General features: G+C 37.2%; 10 protein-coding genes, 1 tRNA gene and 1 pseudogene. 5 read left to right on the top strand and 7 right to left on the bottom strand.

The genetic code is table 11. The annotated features are described in order from the left end of the window. The first annotated feature begins 496 nt into the window (after positions 1-496). Positions 497-569, top strand: a tRNA-Lys gene (locus tag IGJ76_RS11255). 662 nt (positions 570-1,231) lie between these two features. Then, a complete protein-coding gene (locus IGJ76_RS11260) occupies positions 1,232-1,654 on the top strand; it encodes a VOC family protein (protein ID WP_067482913.1) in 423 nt (140 codons plus the stop codon). 113 nt (positions 1,655-1,767) lie between these two features. Here the strand turns inward: IGJ76_RS11260 and IGJ76_RS11265 are convergent, their stop codons facing one another. The 6 genes and pseudogenes from IGJ76_RS11265 to IGJ76_RS11290 form a co-directional block, all read right to left on the bottom strand. After that, on the bottom strand, positions 1,768-3,495 hold the full coding sequence (locus tag IGJ76_RS11265; RefSeq protein WP_368027058.1) for an ABC transporter permease/substrate binding protein: 1,728 nt from the start codon (positions 3,493-3,495) through the stop codon (positions 1,768-1,770). Next, positions 3,488-4,681, bottom strand: a complete 1,194-nt coding sequence (locus IGJ76_RS11270) for a quaternary amine ABC transporter ATP-binding protein (RefSeq protein WP_071868952.1) — start codon at positions 4,679-4,681, stop codon at positions 3,488-3,490. The genes IGJ76_RS11265 and IGJ76_RS11270 overlap by 8 nt, the downstream gene beginning before the upstream one ends. Before the next feature lie 141 nt (positions 4,682-4,822). Continuing rightward, positions 4,823-5,455 (bottom strand): GntR family transcriptional regulator, encoded by a 633-nt coding sequence (locus IGJ76_RS11275; protein ID WP_067482918.1) that lies wholly within the window; start codon positions 5,453-5,455, stop codon positions 4,823-4,825. Positions 5,456-5,639: 184 nt separating this feature from the next. Further along, positions 5,640-5,720 (bottom strand): annotated as a pseudogene (locus tag IGJ76_RS11280) (FeoB-associated Cys-rich membrane protein); the annotation flags it as partial. A gap of 1 nt (position 5,721) precedes the next feature. Continuing rightward, positions 5,722-7,863, bottom strand: a complete 2,142-nt coding sequence (feoB, locus tag IGJ76_RS11285) for a ferrous iron transport protein B (RefSeq protein WP_071868946.1) — start codon at positions 7,861-7,863, stop codon at positions 5,722-5,724. Beyond that, positions 7,860-8,333, bottom strand: coding sequence for a FeoA family protein (locus tag IGJ76_RS11290; RefSeq protein WP_067482922.1), 474 nt, complete (start codon positions 8,331-8,333; stop codon positions 7,860-7,862). Before IGJ76_RS11290 ends, feoB begins: the two co-directional genes overlap by 4 nt. 410 nt (positions 8,334-8,743) lie before the next feature. Here IGJ76_RS11290 and nrdH point away from each other — a divergent pair, with 410 nt between their 5' ends. The 3 genes from nrdH (at position 8,744) to nrdF (ending at position 12,263) form a co-directional block, all read left to right on the top strand. After that, positions 8,744-8,968 carry a glutaredoxin-like protein NrdH gene (gene nrdH / locus IGJ76_RS11295; protein ID WP_067482923.1) on the top strand — a complete coding sequence of 75 codons (225 nt, stop codon included), beginning with the start codon at positions 8,744-8,746 and terminating at the stop codon, positions 8,966-8,968. A 124-nt stretch (positions 8,969-9,092) separates the two neighbouring features. Continuing rightward, positions 9,093-11,252: a class 1b ribonucleoside-diphosphate reductase subunit alpha gene (nrdE, locus tag IGJ76_RS11300; protein ID WP_067482924.1), complete on the top strand. Its 2,160-nt coding sequence runs from the start codon at positions 9,093-9,095 to the stop codon at positions 11,250-11,252. A 45-nt stretch (positions 11,253-11,297) separates the two neighbouring features. After that, the gene (nrdF, locus tag IGJ76_RS11305; protein WP_067482926.1) at positions 11,298-12,263 is read left to right on the top strand and encodes a class 1b ribonucleoside-diphosphate reductase subunit beta; all 966 of its coding nucleotides are present in this window, start codon (positions 11,298-11,300) and stop codon (positions 12,261-12,263) included. 435 nt (positions 12,264-12,698) lie between these two features. On the opposite strand, the gene IGJ76_RS11310 is transcribed toward nrdF, so the two are convergent. Further along, positions 12,699-13,409, bottom strand: a complete 711-nt coding sequence (locus IGJ76_RS11310; RefSeq protein WP_067482927.1) for an MgtC/SapB family protein — start codon at positions 13,407-13,409, stop codon at positions 12,699-12,701. Positions 13,410-13,474 lie beyond the last annotated feature (65 nt).

Below are 13,474 nucleotides of genomic sequence, written 5' to 3' on the forward strand. Positions count from 1 at the left end.
TCCTTCCAAACATTCTTTTGAGAGAGGATAGCTCGTGTCACAAAATGAATAACTGCCTTTTTTAGCGTAACTGCTGATGCTGCAGACAAAATGATCTAAGTTTAGGACCTACTGAAGATTAGCATACCTCAGCTATACTGTTAATTTTGCTAAAATAAGTTTAAAAAAAACTAGCAAATTGGCAGTAATAGTCCAGACTCTTGCTTATTTCCCACAAAAAAACAAGCACGCCAGCCAAAGCATGCTTGTTTTTATTCTCGTTAAGAAATAAGAGGCCCGCCGAAAAATCGGCGGGAAAGGAGTAAAAATGAAAAAGTGTTAGGGTTCGTTCTTTTATTAAGAACTTTCTTTTGTTGGTATGCTTATATAATAGCCAGAAATTATGAATAAACTATGAAAAAAATTCTCTAACCTTGTAAACTTTTCTTTGATTTTTTTCTATGTCTTCTTGCATTTTAAAACGCTTAGTGCTAATATTATTAAGTACTTTTGGTACGGGCCGTTAGCTCAGTTGGTAGAGCAGCTGACTCTTAATCAGCGGGTCGCGGGTTCGAGCCCCTCACGGCCCATTGGGTGCCAAACCCACGAGAATGGTAGTTTGTCGGCGTCTTCGGACGTTTGGAAGACAGACTGCGCATTCTCTTTTTTTGTTTTCGAGCATAAAAATCAGATAAGCTACTTACTTTTTTCAACTTAATACTACGCAAAGAATCTAATTCATTAAAACTTCTATTCCTAATTTTCTGCTTATCCTCCCTCATTTTCGCTTTAACTGCTATTCTCATTTTCCAAATAAACACATATTTATAGTAGAAACACCTTGTTCAGCGTTATATTTCTAGCTAATGAAATGACTCTTAATCATCGATCTCAATAAGTATTGATATTTTTCACAGGCCGTTACTAAAGCAATTGTCTTCCAGCGGTTTTCTACTAATTTAAACTGAGTATAGGATAAGAAGATGCGGCATTGATTTAGCGCTCAATTGGTTAATTCTTTTCGTTCCCCAAAAGACTTACCTTCATTTGAATCACTACTGTTTTAAACTAGTTGTTCCTTTTCTTTTTCAGCAGACAGCGTAACGTTTGCTTTCCATTAATAACTCATTTAAGCTTTGAAGTATGAAATACAGACTGTCGCTTTGTCAGCTGTTCGTTGTCACGTAGGCATCCACTTTAAGTAACTCAAACTAGATTTTACTCTGCAGAAAAACCTTTAGGAGGAACCAACATGGACATCTATTTAACCTTTACTAATCAAGCAAAAGAAGTAATCCATTTTTACGAAGAAATCTTCTCAGTGACTTGTACCGACCTGACAACTTTTGGAGATATGCCTAGTTCACCTGATTTTTCTATCCCGGAAGAACAGAAACAGCTTGTTTTAAATGCTAGTCTGATGATTTATGGAACACGAGTTATGTTTTCTGACACACCAGAAGGAATGTCCGCTCCTGTTGTTAACGGTAATAATGTAGCTTTAGTCATTCAGACAACAACCCCAGCAGAAACCAAGCAGCTTTTCCAACAATTAAGTGAGGCCGGAGAAGTCACTATGCCTTTAGAGCCCACCTTTTGGGCAAAACTTTATGGAACATTCACCGACCGCTACGGAATTAACTGGATGGTCAATCTTCCATTAGAGGAGGACTAGTCCATCCATCCATTCAACTAGGTAACTTTCTCTTTGTACGGCAAAAATAACAAAAAGGAGTACAGCCAGACTGGCTGTACTCCTTTTTTGATAAACTCACAAACCAACTTCTGTTAAGCTTTCCAGCTAGCTACCTTGTCTTGGTTATTTTCAATCCAAGTTTTAGCAGCTTCTTGTGGATCTTTTCCATTGTTGATTTCTAGCATAACTTCTTCCATATCTTCTTTGGTCCAATTAAATTGGTCCAATACTTTATATGCTTCAGCTTGATCCTCTTTCAATCCTTTACGAACCATTGTATGGATCTGTTCTTCACTACCCATTCCATTTTTAGGATCTTCTAAATATTTCAACTCATATTTTGCGAACATCCAGTGAGGTGACCACCCAGTGATTACAATAGGTTCTTGCTTTTTAATTGCTTGCCCTAGTGCAACGGTCATTGCCCCTGACGAAGATGTTTCGACTGTCCAGTCCGCTAGATTATCATACGTATTGATTGTATTTTCTGCGGCGTTGACTACACCAGCACCGGGTTCGATCCCAATGATTTTTTTATTTGCTTGATTCGTTAAATCAGCAATTGAATCAACATCCATATAGTCTGGAACAACTAAACCAACTTTTGCGCCTTTTAAATTTGCTCCTAGATCAACGATTTGATCTTTATATTGAGCGTATTGAGAACCATGTGTTTTTGGCAACCAAGCAGAAACCATTCCATCTGATTCACCTTTTGCAATTGATTCCCACATGATTGAATTATCGAGGGGCGTCATCGTCACATCATACCCCATTTGACGTAGCACTTCGCCAACTACATTCGTTGATGCTACTTCTGTATCCCATTCGACATAAGATAAGTTGATTTTTTTCGTTTCTTTACTTGAAAAGACGCTACCGACACCTAATGCACCCACCAAGATAACTGCTGTTGCAATAATGATGGCTCCACGACGTTTTTTACTTTTAGCTCCTGCTACATCACTTACTTTTTTGGTACGTGGTTGATTCAAGTGTTGTGTGAAACGGTCAATGATAATCGCCAAAATAACTAAAGCAACACCATTAACGAATCCATTCCCAACTTGCGCTCGTTGTAAAGCAGACAGTACTCCACGACCTAGCCCAGGTGCACCAATCATTGAAGCAATAACAACCATAGATAATGAAAGCATCGTTGTTTGGTTGATCCCAGCCATAATAGTATTTTTTGCTAAAGGTAATTCTAGTTTAAATAATTTTTGCCAACCTGTGCTCCCAAATGAATCCGATGCTTCTACTAACTCTTTCGGTACTTGGCGAATGCCTAAATTCGTAAAACGAACAGTTGGCGGTAAAGCAAAAATAACGGAAGCGAACACACCAGGTACCATTCCAATTCCGAAAAAGGCAACTGCTGGAATTAAATAAACAAAACCAGGCATTGTTTGCATAAAGTCAAGAATCGGTTTGATTACACTCTGTGCTTTATCACTTTTTGCCATCAAGATTCCTAAAGGCACACCAATGATAATTGAAATCACACTTGATAATAAAACAAGAGTAACTGTGTTCATCAAATCAGTCCATAAACCTTGATTATAGATAAACCATAAACCAATCAGTGTAAATAAAGTCAAACCTAGACGTTTTTTAGAAATAAAGAAAGCTACTATTGTTAATAGTAAAATGAAAATTGGTGCTGGTATAACCAACAAAATGTTTGTTATACCAGTCATGATTGCTTGCCCGATTGTCTGTAGGAAAGAAAACAAGCCAGAGAATGTCGTTGTGAACCATTCCGTCATTGTTTCGACCCAATCAGCAACGGGAATTTGATAGTTTAATAAATTATTCATGTTCACTCACCTCACTTGTTTCTGCCAACGCTTCAATCACACTTCCACGAATGACGACTCCTCGTAGCTTGCCATTATCAACAACTGCTAGTGGTGTTGGTGAATCATAAATGATATTAAAAATATCATTGACTAGCATATCTTTATCAATTGTTGTCACATTTTCATCTAAGAAATCAGTCAACGGTCGTTTTTGACGACGAGCTTCCAAAGCATTTTCAGCTGTAATGATTCCTTTCAAGTGACGCTTTTTATCCACGGCCATCAGCATACTTACTTCTTCGCTACGCATGCGTGTCAATGCGACATTTGGTCCATCCACTTCAATATTTGTTGTTAAAGCTGGCACCATGATGTTTTGGGCGGTTAAGACTTTCGAACGATCGACTTCTTCCACGAATTCACGGACATATTCATTCGCAGGGTTTGTCAAAATTTCTTCTCCTGTTCCGATCTGCATAATTTCTCCGTCTTTCATTAGTGCAATTCGATCCCCAATGCGTAAAGCTTCATTTAAATCATGAGTGATAAAAATAATTGTTTTTTGAACAGAAGCTTGTAATTCAAGTAGCTCATCTTGCATCTCACGACGAATCAATGGATCCAACGCAGAAAAAGCCTCGTCCATCAACAAAATTTCCGGATCATTTGCTAGCGCTCGTGCTAGACCGACGCGTTGCTGCATCCCGCCAGATAATTGGTTGGGGTATTGATCTTTAAATGAAAGTAAGCCAGAATTTTCTAACGCTTGTTCCGCTTTCTTCTGACGCTCTTCTTTAGGTACGCCACGTACTTCTAATCCATACTCCGTGTTTTCTAAAATTGTTCGTTGTGGAAACAACCCAAAGTTTTGAAAAACCATGTTGATTTTATGACGACGAACTTCACGTAATTCTTCTTTATTTAATTGGGATACATCTTCCCCATCAATATAAATATTTCCAGCTGTTGGCTCAATCAGACGATTCAATAATCGAATCAATGTGGACTTTCCACTTCCTGAAAGTCCCATGATGACGAAAATTTCGCCTTCTTTCACATCGAAATTAACATCATATACGCCAACTGTTGCACCAGTTTTCTTTAAAATTTCTGTTTTTGGTTGATGCTGTTGCATCATTTCTAATGCGGTTTGTGTCTTTTTACCAAAAATCTTTGTTAATTTTTTTACTTCAACTTTTGTCAAACCAATTCTCCTTTTTTTCGCAAGTTTCAAATTTTTTTCATAAAAAAAGTGACCACACAATAGTAACATCATGTAGTCACTTTGTCAAAAAAGAAAAAAAGAGCGAACAATCGCTTGTCCGCTCTGCATTTTACTCAATTTTTATTCTTCTGGATAGAAAAAATTCATCATTCGTTGCAAGGTATATTCGTTTCCAATAAAGTGAACCGTATCACCTTCGCTAAATTTTGCATACGGCCCCGGGGAAACAAGTAGCTCTTCTTCATGCGAGATAGCAATGACTGTCGCACCAGTGACTTGCCAAATGTTTAATTCACTAATTGATTGATCCAAATGTTCCGCATTTTTGCTTAATTGAAGTTCAAACGGTAACAATGGATTCATTTTGTGGATGCGTTTTGTTTGGTTAACTAATTGATCCAGAAGTTGCGAAAAGTGATCCAACTCTTCTTTTTGTTTCTCAACACTAGCCATAATATCTGCTTTCGTTTCCTGAATGGATTGTACATCTTGATATTGTAATAAAAATTCTTTCGCTTTTTCTTTGGAAGCGACAAATGCACCACTACCATGACGAACTTCCATAATTCCCAAATCGACTAAAACATTGATTGCTTTACGTGTCGTTTCTGGTGAAGCATTATATGTGCTTGCTAAGGTTGAACGGGCATGGATTTTTTCGCCAACTTTGTAACGATTTTCCACAATTCGCTCCGCTAAGTCCACTGCAATTTGCTGGTAACGTGGACGAACAACTTTTTTCTTTTCCGCCATAGCTTATTCCTCTTCCCTTTCAAATCTTGTCAAAATCATCTTACTATGCTCCGTTAAAATAAGCAAAAAAAGCTGAAGTAAAGTGTTGCTCTTACCTCAGCTTTTTATTCGTTCTTACTCAATTTTCTTATTTTTCAGTGTTTGATGCTTTTTTCACTGGACAAGTAGTATGACAATCATCTCAATTCTTGCCTTTCTTCACGCGAGAATAAACAATATATCCTGCACTTCCAAAAATCAACACACTTAATAAAAATGTTGCCATCTTACCTTTCTCCTTCCAATGAAAGTGACACAACTGATTCTTTTCGTACCATCGGTTTTTTTATGATGCCATACACTAAAGCAATCAATACTAAGCCAGCTAAATAAGTCATGATTGACAAGTTGCCACCTTCAAAGATCACATGCCCAATTTGATAAATGATAAAGCTGACTAAGTAAGCTAAACCACACTGATAGCCAATCGCAATCCAAGTCCATTTTTTCGAACCCATTTCGCGATGAATTGCACCAATTGCAGCAAAACATGGCGCACACAACAAATTAAATGCAAGCAATGAATAGGCAGCAACTGGTGTATACGTTCCACGGAGCACTTGCCAGATTTCTTGTCCATTTTCGGAAACTTCTGCATTTCCAAACAGAATTCCAAATGTTCCAATCACATTTTCTTTTGCCACTAATCCAGTAATCGTTGCAACGGCACCTTGCCAGTTTCCCCAGCCAAGTGGCTGAAAAACAGGTGCAATGATTCTTCCAAGCCAAGCTAAAATACTGTGGGTTTCTGCTACTGATTGACCACGGAAATTGTAAGAAGATAAAAACCAAACAGCAATACTTGAAACAAAAATAATTGTTCCTGCTTTTTTCACAAATGATTTACAACGATCATACGTTTGTCGTAAAATCGTCTGAAGTTGTGGAAAATGATACATTGGCAACTCCATAATAAACGGAGCTGTTTCACCAGCAAATAAGCGCGTTTTTTTCAACGCAATCCCAGATAAAATAATGGCACTCATTCCTAAAAAGTAGGCAGACGGTGCCACCCATGAAGAACGTGGGAAAAAAGCACCTGCGATCAATGCAATAATTGGTAATTTTGCGGAACAAGGCATGAATGTCGTGACCATAATCGTTAAACGACGATCTTGTTCATTTTCAATTGTTCGGCTCGCCATCACGCCCGGCACACCACAACCCGTTGCAATCAGCATCGGAATGAACGATTTTCCTGACAAGCCAAATTTGCGGAATAAACGGTCCATCACAAAAGCAATCCGTGCCATGTACCCACAATCTTCCAAAAAACTTAAACAGAGAAACAAAACCATCAGTTGCGGTAAAAAGCCTAACACTGCACCAACACCAGCAATGATTCCATTTAAGATAAGTTGCTGCATCCAGTCCGCGACTTGAGCGGCCTGTAACCAGCTTCCAACCGTTTCCGGTACCCATGAGCCAAAGAACGTATCATTGATCCAGTCCGTTCCCATCGTTCCAATTGTTTGAATGGCTAAATAATAGATAAACCACATCACTAACGCAAAGATTGGTAACGCCAACCAACGATTCGTTACGATGCGATCAATTTTGTCACTTAACGAATATTGGAAAGAATCAACAACTACCACACTCAAAGCTGTTAGTTGTGTGATAAATTCATATCTTTCATTGACTAGAATAGTTTCACTTTCTTCTGCAAAAATTTTTTCTGTTAACTGAATCAACTCTTCAATTTCTTTTGTTTGTTGCGTTGTTAGCTCTAATTCAGAACTAGCTAATGTTTCTCGTTCAAAGTACTTTAGAGCATACCAACGCTGATTTTTTATTGTGAAATCAAAATGCAAGACATCTTCAATTTCATTTAATGCTGCTTCCAATCGTGGATCGTATTCGCATGGTTCTGGTACGGTAAAGGTTTCTTGATTGGTTAACAACTTTGAGACACGTTCAAGTCCTTGGTTTTTGACAACGCTCATTGGAATAACTGGCACGCCTAACCCATAAGACAATTTATCAAGGTTGATTGTCTTTCCTTCTTTTTTGACCACATCCATCATGTTTAAGCAGACAACAACCGGAATACCTAAATCAAGTAACTGCGTAGTGAGATAAAGGTTTCTTTCCAAATTAGTCGCATCTACGATATTCAACACAACATCTGGGCGTTCATGAATCAAATATTCTCTAGCAACCATTTCTTCAGGTGTATATGGAGAGAGAGAATAAATGCCGGGTAAATCTTGAATGTGGATTGCTGGATGTTTTTTTAGGTTACCTGATTTTTTTTCGACTGTAACCCCTGGCCAATTTCCAACATATTGATTGGCTCCCGTCAACGCATTGAATAAACTCGTCTTCCCACTGTTGGGATTACCAACTAACGCAACTTCAATACTCATTCACTTCGCTCCTTTTGAACAAGAATCAATTCAGCTTCTTTTTTTCGCAATGTTAATTCATATCCACGTAAAGTAATCTCGATTGGATCGCCTAACGGTGCTAACTTTCGAATCGCTACTCGAACATTTTTCGTCACGCCCATATCCATTAAGCGTCGTTTCACTGCACCTTGTCCATGAAGAGCTACCACTGTCGCGCTTTCGCCAACAGTCAGCTGATCAAGAGATGTCCAGCTTTCTGCTATAGAATCTGGCTTCTTCACAAAAATCTGCGCTAGTAATTCTCGATTTACAGCAATTCGATTGTTCTTTAATAGAAGAATTGCGTTTTCCCCTGACAAATTCACAACCACAATTTTGGTCCCTGGGATGATTCCTAAATTTTGCAAATGATTTTTGACAGACTCTTTTGTCTGGATTTTGACAATTTGGTAAACTAAATTCTGTTTTGCTTGTGCTAAAGTTTCCATCCGAAATCCTTTCTTGTGAAAAAAATCATGTGGGGAAATGATTTCATTCCTTTTTGTTTCTATTTATTTTTGTTGAACAGAACAACGATTGATAATCATTCTCAACAAGAATAACTCCATCAATTGAGAAAGTCAATTAGCATTGTGAAAGATTACACTTTTGTTATAGATTCTTTTAATTTGATGAGAAAAAAAATCTTTTTAAGTGGTTATCCACAGCTTATTTTTACTTAATTATGGGATTTCCCTTACTGATACTTGCTTTCAATTGTTTTTCAAAAAACACAAAACTTAGTATTCCACAGTTTCCACAACACAATATATAGTGTTTCCTGTTTGACTTTTTTACTAAGAGTTTTATACTATTGATTATAGATAACGATGAAATGTGTTACGAGGAGGCACAAACGATGAACGTAAAAATTTTTTCTAAAAACAACTGTATGCAATGTAAAATGGTCAAACGTTTTTTAGCTGATAACGAAATTGATTTTGAAGAAGTAAATATTGACGAAAAACCAGAAGCAATTGATTGGTTGAAAGAACAAGGATTCCAAAGCGTCCCTGTGACAACTTCTGAGATTGAAACGGTTATTGGTTTCCGTCCAGATCAATTACGCAGATTAGCTAGCTAATTTGTTTATCAACTAAAAATAGGTAGTACACTTGGATTTGACGGCTCGACCAAAAGCCCCAAATCCTTTTTTAAAGCACGATTCTCCAAAACTAAACAAAAAGAAAAGAAGGTTGGGCGTACTTATGAGTCTTAAAAATTTAAAAGATGTCAGTTACTTTAAGTTAAACAACGAGATTAACCGACCAGTTAACGGTCAAATTCCTTTGAATAAGGATAAAGAAGCTCTTGCAGCTTTTTTTGAGGAAAATGTACAACCAAATACGATGACATTTCCAACAATCAAAGAAAAAATCGATTATCTGATTGAAAATCAATATATCGAAGCAGAATTTATCCAATTATATTCTGATGAATTTATTGAAAAGTTGTATCAATTTTTAGCAGACCAACACTTTACCTTTAAGTCATTTATGGCAGCTTATAAATTTTATTCTCAATATGCGTTAAAAACAAATGATGGCTCTGCTTACCTTGAATCTTACGAAGACCGCGTAGCTTTTAATGCCTTATATTTTGCAAATGGTGACGAAGCACTTGCGTTGGCTTTAGCTGATGAAATGATCCATCAACGTTACCAACCTGCAACTCCTTCATTCTTGAATGCTGGACGTAAACGCCGTGGCGAATTAGTTTCTTGTTTCTTAACACAAGTTACTGACGATATGAACTCGATTGGGCGCTCAATCAACTCTGCTCTACAACTATCTCGCATTGGTGGCGGTGTCGGAATCACTCTTTCCAACTTGCGTGAAGCAGGGGCTCCTATCAAAGGCTACGAGGGCGCAGCCAGCGGTGTCGTTCCTGTCATGAAATTATTCGAAGATAGCTTTAGTTATTCAAATCAATTAGGTCAGCGTCAAGGTGCTGGTGTTGTTTATCTGAACGTTTTCCATCCAGATATCATTGCCTTTTTATCTGCAAAAAAAGAAAATGCTGATGAAAAAATCCGTGTAAAAACACTTTCTCTTGGGATTGTTGTTCCTGATAAGTTCTATGAATTGACTCGTAAAAACGAAGAAATGTATTTATTTAGTCCTTATAGTGTAGAAAAAGAATATGGTGTTCCATTCTCTTATGTTGACATCACGAAAGAATATGACAACTTAGTAGCCAACCCTAATATTCGTAAACAAAAAATCAAAGCACGCGATTTAGAAAATGAAATCTCAAAATTGCAACAAGAATCTGGTTATCCTTATATCATCAACATTGATACAGCGAACCGCGAAAACCCAATCGACGGTAAAATCATTATGAGTAACCTATGTTCTGAAATCTTACAAGTTCAAACGCCTTCTGTCATCAATGGCAAACAAGAATACGAAGTGTTAGGAACAGACATTTCATGTAACTTAGGTTCAACAAATATTGTTAACTTGATGGACAGTCCCGACTTTGGAAAATCCATTCGAACAATGACTCGTGCCTTAACCTACATCACTGATGCTTCTGATATTGATGTTGTGCCACCAATTCAAAATGGAAATCAACTAAATCATACCATTGGATTAGGTGCGATGGGCTTACACACTTACTTTGCAAAAGAACAAATGGAATATGGCTCTGAAGATTCTTTGGACTTTACCAATATCTATTTCATGTTACTGAACTATTGGACATTAGTTGAAAGTAATCAAATTGCTCGTGAACGTAAGGAAGTTTTCCATAACTTTGAAAAATCAGACTATGCGAATGGCTCTTACTTTGACAAATATATCACTGGCGAGTTCCAACCAAAATCTGAAAAAGTAAAAGCATTATTTGAAGGTATCTTCGTCCCAACTGCACAAGATTGGGAAGAGTTAAAACAAGCGATTATGAAAGATGGTCTATATCATCAAAATCGTCTGGCTGTAGCGCCAAACGGTTCAATTTCTTACATTAATGATACAAGTGCAAGTATTCATCCGATTACGCGAATGATTGAAGAACGTCAAGAAAAGAAAATCGGTAAAATCTACTATCCTGCACCTTATCTTTCAAATGAAACGATTCCTTATTACACTTCTGCTTACGATATGGATATGCGCAAAGTCATCGACATTTATGCAACTGCACAAAAGCATGTCGATCAAGGAATGAGTTTAACTTTATTTATGCGTTCAGAAATTCCAGAAGGCTTATATGAATGGAAAACAAGTAGCAAACAATCGACACGTGATTTAAACATTTTACGTCACTATGCTTTCCATAAAGGCGTGAAATCAATTTATTATGTACGTACCTTTACCGATGATGCAGAAGAAATCGGTAGCAACCAATGTGAAAGTTGTGTCATTTAACAAGCAAACGAATTTAGAAACGACAATCAATAAAGGAGCAAACTCATGTCAGAAACTTATTATGAAGCAATTAACTGGAATGAAATCGAAGATATTATTGACAAGTCTACCTGGGAAAAGTTAACGGAACAGTTTTGGTTAGATACTCGTATCCCACTTTCAAATGACTTAGATGACTGGCGGACACTTTCTGAACTAGAAAAAGAAACCGTTGGTCATGTATTCGGTGGTTTGACATTGCTTGATACGGTCCAATCAGAAAGCGGAATGGATCAGCTACGAAATGATGTCCGTACACCACATGAAGAAGCTGTTTTAAACAATATTCAGTTTATGGAATCTGTTCATGCGAAAAGCTATTCTTCTATTTTCAGTACATTAAATACCAAAAAAGAAATCGAAGAAATTTTTGAGTGGACCAATACAAACATCTATTTACAACGCAAAGCGGAACGCATCAATGAGATTTATAAAAATGGTACACCTTTAGAGAAAAAAGTAGCGAGTGTTTTCTTAGAAACATTCCTCTTCTATTCTGGTTTTTATACACCTCTTTATTATTTAGGAAATAATAAACTAGCAAACGTTGCTGAAATCATCAAATTGATTATCCGCGATGAATCTGTTCATGGAACGTATATTGGTTACAAATTCCAACTCGGCTACAACGAGTTACCTGAAGCAGAACAAGAACAATTGAAAGATTGGATGTACAATTTACTTTATGAATTGTATGAAAATGAAGAACGTTATACAGAAGAGTTATATGATGAAATGGGTTGGACAGAGGAAGTAAAAACTTTCTTGCGTTACAATGCAAATAAAGCATTGATGAATTTGGGGATGGATCCACTTTTCCCAGATACCGCAAATGATGTCAATCCAATCGTCATGAATGGAATCTCAACTGGTACAAGCAACCATGATTTCTTCTCTCAAGTAGGGAACGGCTATTTACTAGGTCACGTGGAAGCAATGAAAGATGATGACTATTTGATTGGATTAGAATAAGAAAACTTGATAATCTTTGAGAGAAAATTATCAAGACTTTCTCTCAGCAAACAAAGGTTTCCCAAATAGAAAAAACCGCCTAAAATTCGTTTTAAAAAACGGTGATTTTAGGTGGTTTTTTTATTTAATCATGTGTTAAAAATGACTGGGTCTTTCGTTTTGTCCCCGTCTCTTTTTGTAAGTAAACGGTGTTCCCAAAGCAACTTCTTCGGCAATAAGTCTTTTTTCATAAAAATATGCGAAACTATTTTCAGAAAAATTTCCTTATTGCTTGAAGCTAAACGCTTTGCGCCACAACCTCTTTCCACGGTGTTCTCAAAATAATTCCTCACAATAACGCCCAATTGTCCCAAAAATATGGACAGCTATTTTTTGTCAGTTGCTCATTATTTTGTCAGAGCTGAACGCTTTGCGCCACAACCTCTTTCCTGCTCATCAAGAAAGACTAACTAGTCGCAACTTAGTAATATTTTTATACGTGGAAAGTTCCTCAATCACGTCCGTGTAAGTCATTCCTTTTGGTAAATCAATCGTGTAAATATTCGTGTAAATGCGATAATCTTCGACAAATTTAACATCAAAATTCACATCTTCAATTTTAATTTTTCTCGCTTCAAAATAATCAGACAAAAAATCTTTGGTCTCCTGTCGGTGAATAAATTGGATCTCTAATTTTTTTGTCGTTGGAACGTGAATAATTCGCTTAACCATTGTCAAAGCAATCATCACACCAATGAAACTAATAATCGCAATCGAATAAAAACCCATCCCGATTGCAATCCCTAGGCCGGCTCCTGCCCAAAGAGAGGCCGCCGTTGTCAATCCAGTCACCGAGCGCTTTGTTACAATAATTGTCCCAGCACCTAAAAAACCAATCCCACTAACAACTTGAGCAATCAATCTCGCTTCATCTGAACGAATCACACCTGAAAGATCTGGATGTTGCATTGCGTCTTGCACTGCCCCACCAGCTATTTCCACTTGGATCAAAGCAATAATACATGCACCCATGCAAACTAAAATATGTGTGCGCATTCCCGCTGGACGATTTTTATATTGTCTTTCAAAACCAATCGCGCCCCCAAATAACATCGCCAAGCCTAAACGCAAGGTAATCTCTGGAATCGTTAATACCATATCTGCCATTTCAACATCTCCTCCCATTCAATATAGCACATTTTTTATGGGTAAGAAAAAAGAAGACAGCCAAA

The sequence above is a fragment of the Enterococcus sp. DIV0175 genome (genome assembly GCF_050529075.1).
GTDB classification, from domain to species: Bacteria; Bacillota; Bacilli; order Lactobacillales; family Enterococcaceae; genus Enterococcus_B; species Enterococcus_B thailandicus.